The sequence below is a fragment of the Actinokineospora xionganensis genome (assembly GCF_014323725.1).
Lineage (GTDB): Bacteria > Actinomycetota > Actinomycetes > Mycobacteriales > Pseudonocardiaceae > Actinokineospora > Actinokineospora xionganensis.
The window spans coordinates 179,282-197,041 of the sequence record NZ_JABVED010000009.1; the positions used below are offsets into that span (position 1 = coordinate 179,282).

Here is a 17,760-nt window from a genome sequence, read left to right on the forward strand (position 1 = left end):
TCAGGCCTTGGGCACGGAGATGATCAGGGCGTCGCCCTGGCCACCGCCGCCACACAGGGCCGCCGCGCCGACACCGCCGCCACGACGCTTGAGCTCGTAGGCCAGGTGTACGACGAGACGGGCGCCGGAAGCGCCGATCGGGTGGCCCAGCGCGATGGCGCCGCCGTTGACGTTGACGATGTCCTCGGAGACGCCCAGCTTCTTGGTGGAGACGACGCCGACCGCGGCGAACGCCTCGTTGATCTCGATCAGGTCGAGGTCTGCGGCCTCGATGCCCTGCTTGGCCAGCGCGGCGTTGATGGCGTTGGACGGCTGCTCGTGCAGGCTCGCGTCCGGGCCCGCCACGACGCCGTGGGCGCCGATCTCGGCGATCCAGGACAGGCCCAGCTCCTCGGCCTTGGCCTTGCTCATCACGACCACAGCGGCGGCGCCGTCGGAGATCTGCGAGGCCGAGCCCGCGGTGATGGTGCCGTCGCTGGCGAACGCCGGGCGCAGCTTGCCCAGGCTCTCGACGGTGGTCTCGCCGCGCACACCTTCGTCGGTGTCGAAGACGATCGGGTCGCCCTTGCGCTGCGGGATGGTGACCGGGGCGATCTCGTCGGCGAACACGCCGTCGGCGATGGCCTTGGCCGCCTTCTGGTGCGAGGCCGCGGAGAACGCGTCCTGCTCCTCACGGGTGAGGTCGTAGCGGGCGTTCACCTTCTCGGTGGAGACACCCATGGCGACCTGGTCGAACGCGCAGAACAGGCCGTCGTAGGCCATGTGGTCCTGCAGCGTGACGTCGCCGTACTTGAAGCCGGAACGGGACTTCGGCAGCAGGTGCGGCGCCTGGGTCATGGACTCCTGGCCACCGGCGACGATGATGTCGAACTCGCCCGCGCGGATCAGCTGGTCGGCCAGCGCGATCGCGTCGAGGCCGGACAGGCAGACCTTGTTGATGGTCAGCGCGGGGACGTTCATCGGGATGCCCGCGGCGACGGCGGCCTGACGGGCCGGGATCTGGCCCGCGCCCGCGGTGAGCACCTGGCCCATGATCGTGTACTGCACCTGCTCGGGCTTCACGCCCGCCTTCTCCAGGGCGGCCTTGATGGCGACCCCGCCGAGCTGCGCTCCGCTGAAGTCCTTCAGCGAGCCGAGCAGGCGACCGATCGGGGTGCGGGCCCCCGCGACGATGACGGTTCCGGACACAGCGGTCTCCTCAGCGTGCGAACGTGCGTTAACTCGGACCTTACTCGCGCAGAACCGCTTCGCCATGTGCCTGTGTGAGTAGCCGCACAGCAAATAGTTACCGATGGGTAGGAACGGCGTATCTTCTGTCTATGACCGATGCCCTGAAGCCTCACGTCGTCGCAATCGACCACGTCGGGATCGCCGTTCCCGACCTCGACGCGGCTATCGCGTTCTACCGCGAGAACTTCGGCCTCGAGTCGGTCCACGAGGAGACGAACGAGGAGCAGGGCGTCCGCGAGGCCATGCTCCGGGTCCCCGGCGACACCACCGGCCCGGCCATCCAGCTGCTGGCCCCGCTCAACGAGCGGTCGACGATCGCGAAGTTCATCGGCCGCAGCGGCCCCGGCCTGCAGCAGCTGGCCTACCGCGTCGTCGACGTCGAGGCCACCGCCGACGCCCTGCGCGCGAAGGGCCTGCGTCTGCTCTACGACAAGCCCAAGCGCGGGACGTCGAACAGCCGGGTGAACTTCGTGCACCCGAAGGACGCGGGCGGCGTGCTCGTGGAACTCGTCGAGCCCGCCGCCGACACGCACTAGCCGCGTTCACGCGCGGATTGCCTCTGTGGCAACGATCCCGCGATCGTGCTTCCTTCAGGTGGAATCACGGCGCGAGGGCGATGCGTGGGCCGGTGCGCGCACTAGCTTGCGTTCATGACATTGGTTCGGGACGCGTCGGTCCGCGCACGCGAACTCGGGGCGGCGCTGAAGGCGGCGCGGTCGAAGGTCGGGTTCCACGGCAACGAGATCGCCGAGCGGCTGGGCTGGTCGACGAGCAAGGTCTCTCGGATGGAGACGGGCGACCGGGCATGCGGCAAGCTCGACGTCGCCACCTATCTCGCCTACTGCGGAGTGGTCGGCGACGAGCTCGCCCGGTTGATCGACATGGCCGAGGAACCGGATTCCGGACTGTGGTCGCAGGGCCTCGACGAGCACGTCGGCGACGACCTGCGCACGCTGGTCATGCTGGAATCGAGCGCGCGGACAGCGCACAACTACGAACCGCTCGCCATCCCCGGCCTGACCCAGACCGAGGGGTACATCAGGGCGCTGTTCCGTGCGGGCGGCATGGTGTCGCAGGAGGCGTTCGACAGCCTGGTCTATGCCCGCCTGCGCAGGCAGCGCGTGCTTGACCGTGACGACGCGCCCGACTTCCACTTCTTCGTGCACGAGAACGCGCTGCGTACCCAGGTGGGCGGACCGCGAGTGATGCACGAGCAGATGCTGCACCTGCTCCTGTTGGGCACGCAGCCGAACTGCCGAATCCGTGTCGCGCCCAGGGGCGTCGAACCCCGGACCGGCTTCGTCGGACCGTTCGCCTGCTACGAGCAGGCCGAATACCGATCAGTCGTGTACGTGGAGCAGCTTGGCGCGAGCACGTTCCTCGACGGCCCGCCGGTCGAGATGTATCAGCGGGTGCTCGCGTCACTCGCCACCGACGCGCTGAGTGAGGAAGAATCGCGGTCGCTGCTTGCCAGGTTGGCAAGCGACTACGACCGCCCGGGGTGATCATCGCGTGCAGTGGCGCAAGAGCAGTTTCAGCGGCGGCGACGGCCAGGGTAACTGCGTCGAGGTCGCCTGGCCCGCGCCACAGGTGGCCGTGCGGGATTCCAAGGCCCCGCACGGCCGAACCCTCGCCTTCAGCCGCTCACGCTGGAGGGTCTTCCTCGCCCGCGTCTGACGCGCGAGTGTTGGCGCGGGCACCCCTGGGCGACGCGACGCGCTAACCGAGCAGGGCAGCCACGTTGGCTTTGTCCGCGCCGAGCGTGACGTAGAGCTGGGCCCAGGCCCGGTCGGTCTCGGTGGCGGGCGCGTTGTCGCAGAACTGCTTCTTGCCGTTGGCGGTGTAGTACTTGAGCAGCGCCAAGGTCTCGTCGGTGCGGCGCAGAGCGTCGTCGGTGTAGCGCGGGCCGGGTGGGGCGGGCTGGTGCTTGATGCAGGCAGGTTCGCCTTGCCCCTCGTCGTCGAATCTCGGGCCCGGGTCCGGGGGCGACGAGCACGCGGTGAGGGCCAGCAGCAGGGCGATCAGGATCTTGCGCATGTCGGTCCTATCCGAGTCCGGTGGCCGCGCGCACGGCGAGGCCGATGCCGACGATCAGCACGAGGGTCGCGGTGAGCACGGGGATGAGGGCGGTGACCCGCCAAGCCCTGGCGCGCAGGTTCTCCAGGCGCTGGAGACGATCGCGCATGCGCACGAGGAGCACGCCGACAAGGGTGAGCGTGCCCGCCATGCCGAGGCCGTAGCCGAGGACAAGCAGAACGCCGAACCAGGTGCGGCCCAGGGCGACCGCGCCGAGCAGGACGACCAGGGCGGACGGGCTGGGCACGAGCCCGCCCGCGACACCCATGCCGATCAACCCCGCCCGACGGACCCCGTGTCCGTGTCCGTGTCCATGCCCGTGCCCATGCCCATGACCGTGACCGTGGCCGTGGCCGTGGCCGTGGCCGTGGCCGTGGCCGTGGCCCAGTCCATGCACGTGACCGTGTCCATGTCCATGTCCATGACCGGCCGTGGCTCCGAGCCCAGGTTCGGACGCGACTCCCGGCCCATGTCCGTGGGCGTCTCCAAGCCCGGGCCCGACTCCGGGCGCATCCGCGTGGCCGTGGCCAGGCGCGGGTTCGCGATCGAGCACCTGCCCGAGGCCGACACCCTGCTCGTCACCGCGAGGATGGCCGAGCCGATGTTTGCCACCCCCCGCGGGGACCGGTGCGCCCGCCCCGACCAGTACTGGCATGTCGATCAGCTGGGTCACCGGTTCCCTCCGATGCCGAAGGGCCGAGCGGAGCAGCGCGGCGCCGATGCCCGCGACCAACAGCCCGCTGATCACGCCGAGCACCGCCAGCACGCCCTCCCCCGCGATCGCGCTCGAAGCGCTGATCACCAGGCCCAAGATGAGCACGCCTGCCGTGTGCGTGATCGTGACCGTGGCCCCCACCAGCACCGCGTCCCGCGTGGTCCCCTGCCTGCCCGCCAGATACGCGGCGATCACCGTCTTCCCGTGCCCGGGCAGCGCCGCGTGCGAAGCTCCCAGCACCAGCGAAAGCACCACTGCCAACAGCCCCACCAGCGGCGTGAGCTCCTTGCTTCCCGCGATGTCGGTGAACCATCCGGTCATGCCCGCCACCGCCGAGCCGAACCACCCGGAGCCGGACGCCATACCCGCCACACCGGAACCGGAGGAGCCCGGTTGGACCCGCAGCGTCGCCGCGCGCACATCCAATGGGTCGGAGAGCAAATCGTCGGGGTAGGCACGCAACTCGTCGCTGATGGTCGCGGAAGGCACCGGGGACTCACTCAACGCCACGCCTTCACCGCGCGCGGTGAGCTCGTGCCAGCCGACGCGGTCGTCGCGGAAGGAATCCCGGACGTCGACCGTGGCCGAGCCGCTCAAGTCGACCGCGGCGCTGAGTTCACACGTCACCCTGGTCGTCGCCAGCCCCGCCTCGCCGGGCCGGAACTCCCTCGACGCGCGGGACACGCGCCAGGAGACCGCGTCCCCGTCCACCGACAGCGCGATCGCGTCCCGCAAGGCAGCGCACTGTTCGCCCGCGTAGCCCGCGGAGTCGATCTCGGCCCGCTCCTGAAGGGTCGGGATCTCGGCCAGGTCGACCACGGCTCGAAGGTCGATCCGGTCGGGGTGCAGGGTCAACCCGTTGTAGTGGTTGACGGTGAAGTTGCCGAGCGGATGGGCGACCGCGCTCCCCGGCGCCGCGACCAGCGCGCCGAGGCCGATCATCAGGACCGTGACCAGCCGTTTCACTTGCCCGCCCGGATGGTCTCAAGCGTCTGCCGCGCGGTCGCGGCGTCGGCGACGGAGAAATGGGGATTGATCGACAGGGCCTGTTCCAGTGCCGTGGCGGCCTCCGCCTGCCTGCCCAGGCTGTGCAGGATCATGCCGCGATGGAAGGCCAGGCCCGCGTTGCGCCAGCCAAGCGCGCCCGCGCGGTCGGCGAAGGTCAGGGCCTCCGCGTCGCGGCCGTTGAGGTGCAGGGCCCACGCCATCGCGTCGGCGACGAGGACCTGGTGCCGCCTGCCCCATTCGGCTTCGGCGAGTCGAAGCGCGGTGGTCACGTCACCCCGGTCGGCGGCGATCACGGAACCGTCGAGGTCGTCGGTGGCGCCCGCGGCCTCGGCGAGCGCGCGCTGGGCGTCGAGCACGGTGAACTGCGCCGCCGCTTCCTCGGGGCGGCCCGCGGCGGTCAGCAGCAGCGCGTAGTCGTGGAGGTGTTCGGGCAGTGGGGCGCGACTGACCACGTCGCGGTAGCCGGCGAGCGCGTCGTCGGTCTGGCCGCGCGCGGCGGCGACCTTCGCCCGGCCGCGGAGCAGCGAGACGTCGCGTGGGTCGGCCCGCAGCCCGTCCTCGTAGTGCCGAGCGGCGCCGTCGAGGTCGCCGGTGTCGAAGGCCAGCTCACCGAGTTGGTAGTCGCAGAACGCGCCGCAGCCGTCGGCTCGGGCACGTTCGAGCGCGGCGCGGGCCTCGTCGACCTGGCCGCGGAGTTCGAGGTCGTAGGCGGCACGGGTGAAGGAGGCGACCCCGGGTTTGAGGTCGAGCATGCGCTGGACCGCGTCGGTGGCGGCCTCGGCGTCGCCGAGTTGGGTGTAGGCGTCGGCCAGCACGCCGTAGACCTCCGCGGTGTCCGGTGCGACGGCTCTGGCCTTCTCACCCCACTGCCGGGCGGCGGTGAAGTCGTGTCTGGCGTTGGCCAGCGCGCCCAGCCCGATCAGCGCCTCGGCGTTGCGCTCCGGCCGCAGCGCCAGCGACTTCTCCAGCGCGCCCTGCGCCTTGGGGTAGTAGTTCGGGTCCGCGCGCACCCTGGCCTGCTCGACGTAGGCGATGCCGAGCCGCGCCCAGGCGTCCGGGTCGTTCGGGACGCGGCGCAGCTTGGCCTGAGCCGCGTCGACCGCGCGGTCCAGTGCGGACAGACTCGGCGCCGACGCGGTCGGCACGGCGGGGCGGGCGAACAGGGTCGAGGCGCTCGCGGCGAGCACGGCGACGCCGGCGACGATCACCGCCACGGCGAAGATCCGCCTGCGCCCGGGTGTGGAAGACATGCGGGAAACCTCCGGGGAACGCGGACCCCCGGGCGCACGCCACGTGCGCCCGGGGTGTCTCCGACTAGGCGAACGCGGGCGCGGACTCGGGCCTGCGCCGGTACAGCGCGACACCCGAGCCGATCAGCACTGCCGCGAGAAGGCCGCCCAGCAGCGGCTGGCTCGGCGGCAAAGTGGACCAGAACGGCGGCGGGACCATGGAGGAGCCGCCGGACGAGGTCTGGTTCACCGAGGTGTTGCCCGGCAGCGCGACATACGGGAACGACGCGCCGAAGGGCTTGTCGTTCGCGTCGACCTTGTCGCCCGCCGCCAGCGCCGGGACGATCCCGGACACCGCGGCGCCCTCGACCGCCTGCACGGCGATGTCGACGACGTCGTCGGTGAGCCTGCGGCCGTTCGGGAAGCCCTGCAGGTCCCCCGCGAGCACACCGAGCCGGTTCGGGTCGGCGGCGGGCGGGATACCCACGTTGAGGCGCAACTGCTCGGACGGGGCGAACTTGTTCGGGTCGACGTCGGCGTTGTTCAACTGGGAGTTGAGGTCGGCCTGGATCGGCCCGCCCGCCTTCGTGGTGATCCCGGTCAGGAAGATCTCCACCAGGTCGTCACGCGGGGTCGGAGGTGCGGGCAGCCCGTAGATCGCCTCGATCAGCTTGGGCAGCTCCGGGTCGGTGACCCGGTTGACCAGGTCCGGGATGTTGCGGTCCTGGTCGGGGGTCAGCGAGTTGAACTTGTCCTTGAGCCCGGCGGGCACGACGACCTCGTTGACCAGTGGGTTCCCCAGGCGCGAGACCTGGACGAACGGCCCGAACGCCTGCTGCTCACCCGGCTTGAGCTTGATCGACTTGCGCTCGGTGTCGCTCCAGACGCCGATGACCGGGTTGCGGCCCGCGTCGCCGTTGAGCACCACTGAGGACTTGGGGACCTGCAGCGCGATGGTGTTCACGCTGAAGCCGGCGAGGGTGTCCTGCCCGACCTCGGAAAGGTTCCCGCCGTAGAGCAGGTCGAACACGCGCAGGTCGAGGAAGAACGAGTCGTCGGCCTGCCCGACGTAGCTCTTGCCGCCACCGGGAACGTCGGTGATGGCCTGGTCCCGCAGCGTGCCGTAGTCCGGCATGGAGGCGGCACCGGTGTTGGACGGCGCGACCTTGCCGTTCTTGATCAGCGTCTTGGCGTGGCCGTGCTTGTTCACCACTTCGAGCGTGTAGGTCTGGCGGAACAACAGGTTCTCGTCGTCGAGCGAGGTGACGGGCCCGTTGTTGTAGAGGAACGTGGACTTCCCGCGGCGGTCGTCGGTGCGGAAGGTCCACCGGTAGGTGACGTCTGGCTTCGCGTCACCGTCGCTGTCGATGTTGATGTCGTGGCGGGCGTCGGTCGCCCACGGGTAGAAGTTCGGTCCGCCGTTCGGTTCCTGGAACGGGTACCAGTTGGCGATCAGGGTGACGGTGTCCGGGTTGTCGGGGCTGACGAACGCGTAGACGTCGGTGTTGTCCACCGGTGGGTCTGCCGCGATCAGCGGCGCTTCCCGGTGGCTCGAGGCGACGGCGGGGCCGGGCGCGAGCCCGACCAGGACGCCCGTGAGCACCGTGCTGCCTGCCGCGATCAACGCGACCGCCACCCGTCGTCGGCGACGGGTGGGTGGGGGTGCTGACATGCTTCATCCCTTCATCGAATTGCGGCCCGACTCGCGCACGCGCGAACGGGACTTCTGCAATTCGGAGCCGGTCGTGATCGAGTTCACTACCCGACTGGATGAATTCTTGTCGCACATCAATAGCGATAACGATTTAGCGAATTCCGTTCATCAACTTCCGGACAGCGGGCGTCAGCAGGGCCATGACCACGCCCAACACGATCGCGCCCGCACCGAGCAGACCGAAGTACGTGGGCTCCGAATCCTTCGAGTAGTACTCAGCCAGTGCTCCGGCGACCGACGTGCCCAGCGCGACCGACAAGAAAAACAGCGCCACCATCTGCGCGCCGTAGGCCTTCGGGGCGAGCTTCGTCGACAGTGACAGACCGACCGGGGACAGGCACATCTCGCCGAGCACGAAGATCACCAACACCAGCACCACGAGCAACGGGTTGATCACCTTCGGGCCCTCGATGAAGCCCAGCGACGCCATCACCAGGAACGCCACGCCCATCGCGGCGACGCCGAGGGCGAACTTGACCGGCGTCGACGGCTGCCGCGAGCCCAGCCGCACCCACAGTGCGGCGAAGACCGGGGCCAGGAGCACCACGAACAGGGGCTCCACGGAGGCGAACCACGACGGCGGGATCTCGAAGCCCATGAGGTTCAGGTCGACCCGGGTCTCGGCGTAGATCGCCAGCACCGTGAACTGCTGCTGGAACAGCGCCCAGAAGCCGAAGCTGACCAGGAACATCGGAATGAACGCGACGACCCGCTGCCGCTCGACACCGTCGACCTTGCGGCTGGTCAGCAGGATCGCGAACAGGGTCACCGCGGCGACCCCGATGACCCAGGTGACGACGATCGCCAGGTTGTCCGCGCCGACGACACCGGTCAGCACCAGGGCGAGCACTGCCGCGACGCCCGCGCCGATCACCGCGAACGCCCGGACGCGGCCCGGTCCGTCGAGCGGGTTGGGGACGATCCGGCCGGACTCGGGCAGGTGCTTGCGCCCGAGGACGTACTGAGTGAGCCCGGCGGCCATGCCGACGGCGGCGAGCCCGAAGCCCCAGTGGAAGCCGACACGGGTCTGCAGCAGCCCGGTGAGCAGCGGTCCGACGAGCGCCCCGAGGTTGATGCCCATGTAGAAGATCGAGAAGCCGGAGTCCCGCCGCTCGTCGTCCGCCGCGTACAGCGCGCCGACCAGCGCGGTGGCGGTCGCCTTGAGTCCACCCGAGCCGAGCGCCACACAGATGAGGCCCACGGCCACGCCCGTGACGCCGGGCAGGACAGCGAGGGCGACGTGTCCGGCGAGGATCAGCGAGCCGCTGTAGAACAGCGTGCGCTCGGGGCCGAAAAGTCGGTCGGCGACCCAGGACCCGGCGATCGTGGCCAGGTACACCGAGCCGCCGTACGCGCCGACGATGCCCGCCGCGGTGGACTGGGTGATCCCCAGCCCGCCGTCGGCGACGCTGAAGTACAAGTAGTAGAGCAGGATCGACTGCATCCCGTAGTAGGAGAAGCGCTCCCACAGCTCCGTGCCGAACAGGTTGGCCAGGCCGCGCGGGTGTCCGAAGAAACCCTTGCCCTGTTCGAGGTCGGTAGTGGCGGTCACGGTCGCCGGTCCCCTCTCACTCCGTTGTGTGGAGAACTCCCGAGGAGACCGTACGACAGGTGACCTTCCTACGAAGGTAGGTACCCGTTCACAAACCGTTCGCGGCGAGCCACGCCGCGTCGGGCGCGATCATCTGAACGAGTTCGAGCAGCAGACCGCCGGGCACGGCGACGTGGAAGTGCCGCTGGCCCCACGGTTCATCCGTGCCCGGCTTCACGATTTCCGCGCCCGCCGCACGCAGGCGGACTTCCTCCGCCGCGGCGTCCTCCACCACCAGGGCGAAGATCGTTCCGGCCACGGGACGGTCGCGATAGGGCTCCGGCGTCGACTCGTGGTCGACCTGGACGATGTCGAACCTGAACGACTCGGCCGACTCGTGACGCAACGACGATCGACGCCTAGCGCTGGTGGGCGCGGCGGTGGAGGTGTGGCGCGCGAAGGAGCCCGAGGACTGACGTTCCGGGCGGTCGACGCCGAGGCGGGCGTGCCCAAGGGCACCGCTTCGAACTACTTCCCCAGTCGCGACGCGCTGCTCGACCAGGTCGGCGCGCACATCCACGTGCGACTCGCGCCCGATCCGGCGCGGGTGGAGGAGACATTGCGGGCACCGCGCGACCGGGAGCTGGTCGTGCGGTTCACGCGCGACATCCTTCGGCGCTTGCACGCCGACCGCGCGGGCTATCTGGCGCTGCTGGAACTGCGTCTGGAGGCCACCCGGCGGCCGGACCTGCGGGCCGGGTTCACCGAGACCATCCGCGCGCGGCTGGAGGACAGCATCGCGTTCCACCTCGACTCCGGGCTCCCCGGGGATCGAACGACGGTGGTGCTGCTCTATATCGCCATGACCGGGTTGATCGTCGAGTCGCTGACCCTTCCCGGCGTCCTGGGCGACGAAGAAGCCCTGGTCAGCGCGCTGGTCGACCGGGCCGCGGCGATCGCGGCCCGGTGACCTCGCCGGTTCAGTGCGATCCGGCCATCCGGCTGGCCGCCTGCGCCATCGGCAGAGCGGCGGCACCCGCCACCACGGTCAGGGCACCGATGATCCAGGAGGACCACGCGATGCCGGTCAGGTCCGTGTAGCTCATGACCCAGGGCGAGATGAACAGCAGCACGCCGAGCACGATCTGGATCGCCTCACCGGCGACCATGCCCGGCATCGCGAGCGATACCAGGCCGTCGAGGGCGATCAGCGCGCCCAGCACGACCATGGTCCACATCGCGGCGTTGTCGGTTGCCATCCAGAGTGGAGACGCCATCGCGACGACGCCGAGAACCACCTCGGCCCAGTCGTGCGGACGGGTCCACGGTTTGACCGCTTGCGACTCGTTCACGAGACCACCTCCATCAAAGGGAGATCCCGAGACCATGGTCCGCTCAGTAGGAGCCGCTGGTCAATATCGACCTGCAACGATCGAGTGCGTGCCATCCCTCACATCATCGGTACCTGCTGTCTACCGCTAAGTAACATCACGCCACCTGGGTGTTTGAGCCCTTGTGACCGATTCGCCGGGAGGTCCCGCAGTGCAGAAGATCCTCGACGCCATCCAGGCCGACGAGCTCGACGCGATCGGCTCGTTGCCGGTTCCGGAGTCGTACCGGGGTGTGACCGTGCACGCCGACGAGGCCGGGATGTTCGAAGGTCTCGAGTCCCGGGACAAGGACCCGCGCAAGTCGCTGCACCTCGACGACGTGCCGGTCCCCGAACTGGGCCCCGGTGAGGCGCTCGTCGCGGTGATGGCCAGCGCCATCAACTACAACACCGTGTGGACCTCGATCTTCGAGCCGGTCTCCACCTTCAAGTTCCTCGAGCGCTACGGCAAGATGTCGCCGCTGTCGAAGAAGCACGACCTGCCGTACCACGTGGTCGGCTCCGACCTGTCCGGCGTCGTGCTCCGCACCGGCCCTGGTGTGCACGCATGGAAGCCGGGCGACGAGGTCGTCGCGCACTGTCTCAACGTCGAACTCGAAGGCCCCGACGGCCACAACGACACGATGATGGACAGCGAGCAGCGCATCTGGGGCTTCGAGACCAACTTCGGCGGGCTCGCCGAGGTCGCGCTGGTCAAGTCCAACCAGCTCATGCCCAAGCCCAAGCACCTGACGTGGGAAGAGGCCGCGTCCCCCGGCCTGGTGAACTCCACCGCCTACCGCCAGCTCGTCTCGAGCAACGGCGCGGGCATGAAGCAGGGTGACGTCGTGCTGATCTGGGGCGCCTCCGGCGGCCTCGGCTCTTACGCGACCCAGTTCGCCCTCAACGGCGGCGCGATCCCCGTGTGTGTGGTGTCGAGCCAGGAGAAGGCCGACATCGTCCGCAAGATGGGCGCGGAGCTGATCATCGACCGCAGCGCCGAGGGCTACAAGTTCTGGAAGGACGAGAACACCCAGGACCCGAAGGAGTGGCAGCGGTTCGGCAAGAAGATCCGCGAGCTGACCGGCGGCGAGGACCCGGACATCGTCTTCGAGCACCCGGGCCGCGAGACCTTCGGCGCGTCGGTCTACGTCACCCGCAAGGGCGGCACGATCGTCACCTGCGCGTCGACCTCGGGCTACATGCACCAGTACGACAACCGGTACCTGTGGATGAGCCTCAAGCGGATCGTCGGCTCGCACTTCGCGAACTACCGCGAGTCCTGGGAAGCGAACCGGCTCATCGCCAAGGGTCTGATCCACCCGACGCTGTCGAAGACCTACGCGCTGGCCGACACCGGCCAGGCCACGCTCGACGTGCACCGCAACGCCCACCAGGGCAAGGTCGGCGTGCTCTGCCTGGCCCCGGAAGAGGGTCTTGGCGTGCGCGACCACGAGATGCGGGCCAAGCACCTCGACGCGATCAACCGTTTTCGCGGTGTCTGATTGATCACCCGGACGGGCCGTTCGATGTGGGATACCGCTACTTGTCGTGAGTGGCGTAACCCAGACAGGTAGCGTGACCCCATGGGATTGGGCGAGGAACGCGATCTCGTGCCGTTGGGTGCCGGATTCGACATCACCAAGCGGGGCTACAGCCGCGCGCAGGTCGAAGAGCACCTTGAGCGGCTCGACGCCGAACTGCAGCTACTGCACGCCGACCGCAACGCGGCCGTCTCACAGGCGACGGATCTCGCGAAGCAGCTCGAACGGAGCCGCTCCGAGATCGACGAACTCAAGGGTCAGGTCGAGCGGCTCTCCTTGCCGCCGACCACCCTTGAGGGCCTGAGCGAGCGGCTGCAGCGGATGCTGCGGCTCGCCCAGGACGAGGCGAGTGAGGAACGGGCCAGGGCGGAGGTCGACGCCGAGCGCATCCGGCAGAAGGCCGAAGCCGACGCGCTGATCCTCAAGCAGCGCTACGAGAAGCTGATGGCCGACCTCGATCAGCGCCGCAAGGCGATGGAGGCCGAACACGTCGGCGTCGTCGAGAAGGCCCGTACGGACGCCGAGCAGACCGTCGCCGCGGCGAAGGCGGAGGCGGCGAGGATCGATGCCGCGTCCCTGGAGCGGCGAACCAAGGTCGAAGAGGACTTCGAGATCGCCATGGCCTCGCGCCGCACGGAGTCGATGCGCGCGCTGGCCGAGCAGGAGGCGACCAGCAAGTCCGAAGCCGAACGCCGCGTGCGTGAGGCCACGGAGGAAGCCAACCGCAGGCGGCACGAAGCAATCACCGAGTCGACCTCGCGGCTCAAGGAGGCCACCACGGAGGCGCACCGCCGTGTCCGGGAGGCCACCGAGGAAGCCAACCGCCGGATCACCCACGCCACCCAGCGCGTGGCCGCACTGCGCCAGCTGCGAGCCCGGGTGGCGGACCAGCTGCACACCGCACGCGACCTCATCGCCGACGCCCACGTCCAACTGGCCGACGCGACGCCGATCCTCGACCCGCTCCCGGAGGAGCGGGCCCCGAAGACGATCGACGGCACCCCGGCGGACGAGAGCCCGACCAAGATGATGAAGCCGGTCGGGCCGCCGCAGGAGCACTGGGAAGCCGTGGAGTCCGACACCGAGCGCACCCCGGCGAGCAAGCCGGAGCGCCCGACCGAGAAGCCCGAACCGAAGAACACTCCGCCCGCCGAGGCTGTGCGTGCGAAGCCCGAGCCGAATGGCGAGCGCACCCAACGGCTCCCCAAGCCGACTCAGGAGTCCTCAGCAGGCGCACCCCGCTGATCACAGCGCCCAGAGCCGGGCATTGAGTGCGCGCGGGCGCAGTCAATGCCCGGCTCTTTGCTCCCGCAGATCGCCTCGCCCCTCGTCCTGGCCATCTTCACTCAAGCCAGAGGGGCATCCCACCCCAGAACGGCAAGGCCCGAAGAGCGAGCCGTGTCAGACCGCGCCGATGTCCTCATACCAAAGGGCCGGATTGGCCGCGATAAACGAGCTCATGAGGCTGAAGCACTCGGGGTCGTCGAGCACAACAACCTCAACCCCATGCTCAGCAAGCCAGTCATGCCCACCGGTGAACGTCCGAGACTCCCCGATCACCACTTTCGAGATCCCGAACTGCCGTACCAATCCACTGCAGTACCAGCACGGCGACAGTGTCGTCACCATCGTCGTCCCCACATAGGACCGCCGCCGACCAGCGGCCCGAAACGCCGAAGTCTCCCCATGGACCGACGGATCGCCGTCCTGCACGCGCCGGTTGTGCCCACGACCCCAAAGTTCACCGGATGGTCCGAACAGCGCGGCGCCGATCGGGATGCCGCCCTCGGCCAGTCCGATTTGTGCCTCGGCGATGGCTATGGCGAGCATCTCTGTCGTTTTCATCGCGTCGATTCTCGTTCTGGCGCGTCCGACGGGCGAATCGGTCGTTGACCTGGTTAAGTCTACCGGCAAGTAGGACTCGGGAGGGACATCCGCAATGGCCGCCTATCAGACCGTAGTCGTCGGCACCGATGGCTCGGATTCGTCGTACCGCGCCGTCGATCGCGCCGCCGCGATCGCCGGCGACACGGGCGCGACGCTCGTGATCGCCTGTGCTTTCCAGCCCGCCAGCGCACGGACCGTCGAACGGGCTCAGGACTCGCTGGGCTCCGACGTCGCGTACCAGGTGGTCGGGTCCAACCCCGCCGAGGAGTCGGTGCGCACCGCGGCCGAGCGCGCCGCCCGCGCGGGCGCCACCAAGGTCAAGACCGTGGTCGTCGACGGTGACCCGGTGCCCGCGCTGACCAAGGTCGTGCACGAGCACAACGCCGACCTGCTGGTGATCGGCAACCGGGGCCTCAACACCCTCGCGGGCCGCATCCTGGGCTCGGTGCCGTCGGAGGCCGCGCGCAAGTCGACCGTCGACGTGCTCATCGTCCACACAACTTGACATCCTCCCCTGGTTGAAATCAGGGGATTACAACTGCGACTACCCCACGAGGAAGAGGTCGTGTTGAGGTTCACGGTTCGCAGGCCCGCCCAACGGCGGGCCTCCCCGTGCAGCCACGGCATGCCCTGCGGCGTTACGGATATCGCACGCCGCGTTCACGTCAGCGTTGGCGACGAAGCCGCAGGATCGGCAGCGGAAGGCGGCTTCGTTCTCGCGCGCCTTCCGATCTGCGGCCCCACACGCCGAACAACTCTGACTGGTGTATCGCGGGTCGACCTTCACGACCCGACCTGGGGCCTTCTGCTCGAGTCGGGTGACCAACTGTCCCCATCCGTTGGCGAGGACGCCCTGGTTCAGGCCTGCCTTCTGCCGCACACCTCGACCGGGTGCGTCGGCCGTGCCTTTCGCCGACCGGGTCATGTTGGTGATCTTCAAATGTTCGACGCCGATCACGTCGAACTCCCGGGCCGGCCGGGTGCCGATCTTCTCAACCCAGTCCTTGCGCCGGTCGGTTTCACGAGCCTTGAGTCGCGCGATCGCCGTCTTGACCTTGCCACGCCGGTTGGAGCCGCGTCGTGCCCGGGCGAGCTTGCGTCGCAGCCGCAGCAACCGCGCCTTTTCCGTGTCGCGGAGAGTGGGCGCGGACAACAGTTCCCCGGTGGACAACGCCGCCGACACCACTACACCGCGATCTACACCCACAACGTCGCCGATACCCGGTGCCGGAACGGGCTCGGGCGCAACGGGGAACGCCACATGCCAGCGGTCTGCCCGGTCGCGGGTGATGCTGTACGACTTCAACCACGGGTTCTCCGCCCGCGCCTCGGTCAGCCGGCGGGACTGCTCGACGAACCCCGGCGCTGTCTTGCGTCCAGGCTGCCAGTGGGCGAGTTGTTCCACGGCGAGGTTCCACACGACTCAGGCATGCCCACAATGCTCAAGCAACGCCCGCTCCTGAGCGGGTGTCGGCTGGAGACGGAACCGACACATGTCGATCAACGTAGTGACCAGCACCGACAAAACCAGGAGACCCCGGTGAGACCCGGCAGGCCACGGCAATCACGGACCTTGGCGAGCTACCCGCTCGTGATTCCTCTCATCCGTGAACACCGGACCACCATCGGGAGCACCACGTGACCGAGGAGTTCGGGGCGGCGCAGCGGCAGGTCGAGGAGATCCTTCTCGGCGGCGAGCGCCGCTACACCCGTCAGCAGGTCCGCGAGAAGGCGGGCGTGCCGCTGGACCGCTCCGTCATGCTGTGGCGGGCACTCGGCTTCGCCACCGTCGGCGACGACGATGTGGTGTTCACCGACAGCGATGTCGAGGCCCTGCGGGTCACGCAGGAACTCATGTTGGCGGGCATCATCGAGCCCGAGATGACCACCGCGACCGCGCGGATGCTCGGCCAGCACCTTTCCCGGCTGGCCGAGTGGCAGGTCCACCTGATGACCGACATCCTCTCGGCGAACCCCGAGCTGGTCTCCGACGAGCGCCAGCTCGGCCGGTTCGTCGAGCGCCTGGTGCCCGACCTCGAACGCCTGCAGAACTACACCTGGCGCAGGCACCTGGCGGCCTACGCGGGCCGCGCGTTGGCCAGCCCGGGTGAGCAGTTGCAGGTGCGCAACGAGGTCGTCGGGTTCGCCGACATGGTCGGCTTCACCACGCTGACCCGCCGGGCCAACGAGGCCGAGCTGGTCACCATGGTCGACCGGTTCGACGCGATGACCGCGGAGATCGTCGCGGACAACCACGGCCGGATCGTGAAGATGCTCGGCGACGAGGTGCTGTACGTCGCCGACTCCCCGCAGCAGGGCGCGGAGATCGCGCTGCGGCTGCTGGAGGCCGCGGCGGCCGACCCGGATCTGCCCGCCCTGCGCGCGGGCATGGCCTACGGCCGCGTCCTCAACCGCTTCGGCGACGTCTACGGGTCGGTGGTCAACATCGCCGCCCGGCTCACCGGTGTCGCCCGCCCCGGCACGGTGATGATCGACCGCGCGCTGGCCGACGAGTTGAGCGGGGTCGAGGCGTACACCGTGCGCAGCCGCAGGCCGGTGTCGGTGCGCGGCTTCAGCAGGCTCAAGTGCGCGGTGCTGCGCCGCTCGGAGGAGTCGAAGGTGCCCACCATCGACCTCGTCCCCGACGGGCGTCCGCGCCGCAAACGCCGGTAACCGCGACGTCCCATGAGGACCGTGGCCCTGGCTAGCGCTTGGCCAGCCAGGGTGTGACCGCGCCCAGGAAAGCCCCCGGGGACTCGATCGACGGCAGGTGGCCGGTGTCGGGCAGCAGTTGCAGCTCGCCACCGGTCAGCTCCGCGAGCTCCTGCGCCACCGGCACCGGCATCAGCTTGTCGAGCGCACCATGCACGACGAGGGTGTCGACGCCCGCGGACCGCAGGGTGTCGCGTGAGTCCATGCGGATCGCCATGGCACGTTGGGCCCACGCCACGGCGGCTGGGCTCTGCGACTCCATCTGCTCGCGCACCGTGCCCGCGTAGGCCTGGTCTGCCAGCAGCATCGGCAGCATCGTGTCGGCGAGCCAGGGCGCGGTCCCCTCGGCTTCGGCGCGCTCCGCCACCTTGAGCCGGTTGGCGGCGGCCTCCTCGGTGTCGGCGACGGCCTTGGTGTCGACGAGCAGCAGCCCGGACACGCGCCGCGGCGCCGCCCGCAGCGCGGCCATGGCGCAGTAACCGCCCATGGAGCAGCCGCCGATCACGGCGCGGTCGAGTCCGAGTTCGTCGAGCAGGGCCACGACATCCTGGCCGAGGGTCTCCACCGACGGCTCGGCGTCGCCCGCCTGCGTGCGGCCGAAGCCGCGCAGGTCGGGGGTGATCAGCCGGACGACTTCGGAGAGCGCCTCGCGGACCGGGTCCCACATACGCGAGTCCAGCGGGAACGCGTGGAGCAGGACGACAGGGGTGCCGGAGCCGGTATCGGTGAAGTGCACGTCGCCATT

19 protein-coding genes are annotated in these 17,760 nt (G+C 69.3%); 8 read left to right on the forward strand and 11 right to left on the reverse strand.

Features of this window, described 5'->3' with window-relative positions:
* On the reverse strand, window positions 1–1,188 hold the full coding sequence (locus GPZ80_RS17500; RefSeq protein ID WP_187221441.1) for an acetyl-CoA C-acetyltransferase: 1,188 nt from the start codon (window positions 1,186–1,188) through the stop codon (window positions 1–3).
* Between the two features lie 131 nt (window positions 1,189–1,319).
* Here GPZ80_RS17500 and mce point away from each other — a divergent pair, with 131 nt between their 5' ends.
* The 3 genes from mce to GPZ80_RS17515 all read left to right on the forward strand — a co-directional run bounded on the left by mce (window position 1,320) and on the right by GPZ80_RS17515 (window position 2,907).
* Window positions 1,320–1,766 carry a methylmalonyl-CoA epimerase gene (gene mce / locus GPZ80_RS17505; RefSeq protein ID WP_187221442.1) on the forward strand — a complete coding sequence of 149 codons (447 nt, stop codon included), beginning with the start codon at window positions 1,320–1,322 and terminating at the stop codon, window positions 1,764–1,766.
* A 114-nt stretch (window positions 1,767–1,880) separates the two neighbouring features.
* Entirely contained in the window at window positions 1,881–2,735 is an 855-nt protein-coding gene (locus tag GPZ80_RS17510; protein WP_187221443.1) for a helix-turn-helix domain-containing protein, read from the forward strand.
* 7 nt (window positions 2,736–2,742) lie between these two features.
* Window positions 2,743–2,907 (forward strand): DUF397 domain-containing protein, encoded by a 165-nt coding sequence (locus GPZ80_RS17515; RefSeq protein ID WP_312880401.1) that lies wholly within the window; start codon window positions 2,743–2,745, stop codon window positions 2,905–2,907.
* Window positions 2,908–2,949: 42 nt separating this feature from the next.
* Here GPZ80_RS17515 and GPZ80_RS17520 read toward each other — a convergent pair whose 3' ends face one another.
* The 6 genes from GPZ80_RS17520 to GPZ80_RS17545 form a co-directional block, all read right to left on the reverse strand.
* Window positions 2,950–3,267 (reverse strand): hypothetical protein, encoded by a 318-nt coding sequence (locus tag GPZ80_RS17520; protein ID WP_187221445.1) that lies wholly within the window; start codon window positions 3,265–3,267, stop codon window positions 2,950–2,952.
* A 7-nt stretch (window positions 3,268–3,274) separates the two neighbouring features.
* Window positions 3,275–4,987, reverse strand: coding sequence for a High-affinity nickel-transporter (locus GPZ80_RS32775; protein ID WP_312880402.1), 1,713 nt, complete (start codon window positions 4,985–4,987; stop codon window positions 3,275–3,277).
* Complete coding sequence (locus tag GPZ80_RS17530) at window positions 4,984–6,279, reverse strand: tetratricopeptide repeat protein (RefSeq protein ID WP_187221446.1); 1,296 nt, start codon at window positions 6,277–6,279, stop codon at window positions 4,984–4,986. Before GPZ80_RS17530 ends, GPZ80_RS32775 begins: the two co-directional genes overlap by 4 nt.
* 64 nt (window positions 6,280–6,343) lie before the next feature.
* Complete coding sequence (locus tag GPZ80_RS17535) at window positions 6,344–7,930, reverse strand: DUF4331 domain-containing protein (protein WP_187221447.1); 1,587 nt, start codon at window positions 7,928–7,930, stop codon at window positions 6,344–6,346.
* Window positions 7,931–8,063: 133 nt separating this feature from the next.
* Window positions 8,064–9,524 carry a peptide MFS transporter gene (locus GPZ80_RS17540; protein WP_187221448.1) on the reverse strand — a complete coding sequence of 487 codons (1,461 nt, stop codon included), beginning with the start codon at window positions 9,522–9,524 and terminating at the stop codon, window positions 8,064–8,066.
* Between the two features lie 88 nt (window positions 9,525–9,612).
* The gene (locus tag GPZ80_RS17545) at window positions 9,613–9,909 is read right to left on the reverse strand and encodes a VOC family protein (protein ID WP_187221449.1); all 297 of its coding nucleotides are present in this window, start codon (window positions 9,907–9,909) and stop codon (window positions 9,613–9,615) included.
* A gap of 42 nt (window positions 9,910–9,951) precedes the next feature.
* Between GPZ80_RS17545 and GPZ80_RS17550 the strand changes: the two genes are divergently transcribed.
* Window positions 9,952–10,473: a TetR/AcrR family transcriptional regulator gene (locus GPZ80_RS17550; protein WP_376771689.1), complete on the forward strand. Its 522-nt coding sequence runs from the start codon at window positions 9,952–9,954 to the stop codon at window positions 10,471–10,473.
* Between the two features lie 10 nt (window positions 10,474–10,483).
* Here the strand turns inward: GPZ80_RS17550 and GPZ80_RS17555 are convergent, their stop codons facing one another.
* Window positions 10,484–10,855, reverse strand: a complete 372-nt coding sequence (locus tag GPZ80_RS17555) for an SPW repeat protein (RefSeq protein ID WP_446678427.1) — start codon at window positions 10,853–10,855, stop codon at window positions 10,484–10,486.
* Between the two features lie 190 nt (window positions 10,856–11,045).
* On the opposite strand from GPZ80_RS17555, the gene ccrA reads away from it, so the two are divergent.
* Together ccrA and GPZ80_RS17565 are read left to right on the forward strand one after the other, a co-directional pair.
* Window positions 11,046–12,377 (forward strand): crotonyl-CoA carboxylase/reductase, encoded by a 1,332-nt coding sequence (ccrA, locus tag GPZ80_RS17560; protein WP_187221451.1) that lies wholly within the window; start codon window positions 11,046–11,048, stop codon window positions 12,375–12,377.
* Window positions 12,378–12,458: 81 nt separating this feature from the next.
* The gene (locus GPZ80_RS17565) at window positions 12,459–13,661 is read left to right on the forward strand and encodes a chromosome segregation protein (RefSeq protein ID WP_187221452.1); all 1,203 of its coding nucleotides are present in this window, start codon (window positions 12,459–12,461) and stop codon (window positions 13,659–13,661) included.
* Window positions 13,662–13,817: 156 nt separating this feature from the next.
* Here GPZ80_RS17565 and GPZ80_RS17570 read toward each other — a convergent pair whose 3' ends face one another.
* Window positions 13,818–14,261, reverse strand: coding sequence for a nucleoside deaminase (locus tag GPZ80_RS17570; RefSeq protein ID WP_246477199.1), 444 nt, complete (start codon window positions 14,259–14,261; stop codon window positions 13,818–13,820).
* Between the two features lie 94 nt (window positions 14,262–14,355).
* Between GPZ80_RS17570 and GPZ80_RS17575 the strand changes: the two genes are divergently transcribed.
* Window positions 14,356–14,808: a universal stress protein gene (locus GPZ80_RS17575; RefSeq protein ID WP_187221453.1), complete on the forward strand. Its 453-nt coding sequence runs from the start codon at window positions 14,356–14,358 to the stop codon at window positions 14,806–14,808.
* 39 nt (window positions 14,809–14,847) lie between these two features.
* Here the strand turns inward: GPZ80_RS17575 and GPZ80_RS17580 are convergent, their stop codons facing one another.
* Window positions 14,848–15,723, reverse strand: a complete 876-nt coding sequence (locus GPZ80_RS17580; protein ID WP_312880403.1) for an RNA-guided endonuclease InsQ/TnpB family protein — start codon at window positions 15,721–15,723, stop codon at window positions 14,848–14,850.
* 218 nt (window positions 15,724–15,941) lie between these two features.
* Between GPZ80_RS17580 and GPZ80_RS17585 the strand changes: the two genes are divergently transcribed.
* On the forward strand, window positions 15,942–16,976 hold the full coding sequence (locus GPZ80_RS17585; protein ID WP_187221454.1) for an adenylate/guanylate cyclase domain-containing protein: 1,035 nt from the start codon (window positions 15,942–15,944) through the stop codon (window positions 16,974–16,976).
* 31 nt (window positions 16,977–17,007) lie between these two features.
* On the opposite strand, the gene GPZ80_RS17590 is transcribed toward GPZ80_RS17585, so the two are convergent.
* A complete protein-coding gene (locus GPZ80_RS17590) occupies window positions 17,008–17,751 on the reverse strand; it encodes an alpha/beta fold hydrolase (RefSeq protein WP_187221455.1) in 744 nt (247 codons plus the stop codon).
* Window positions 17,752–17,760: the final 9 nt, after the last annotated feature.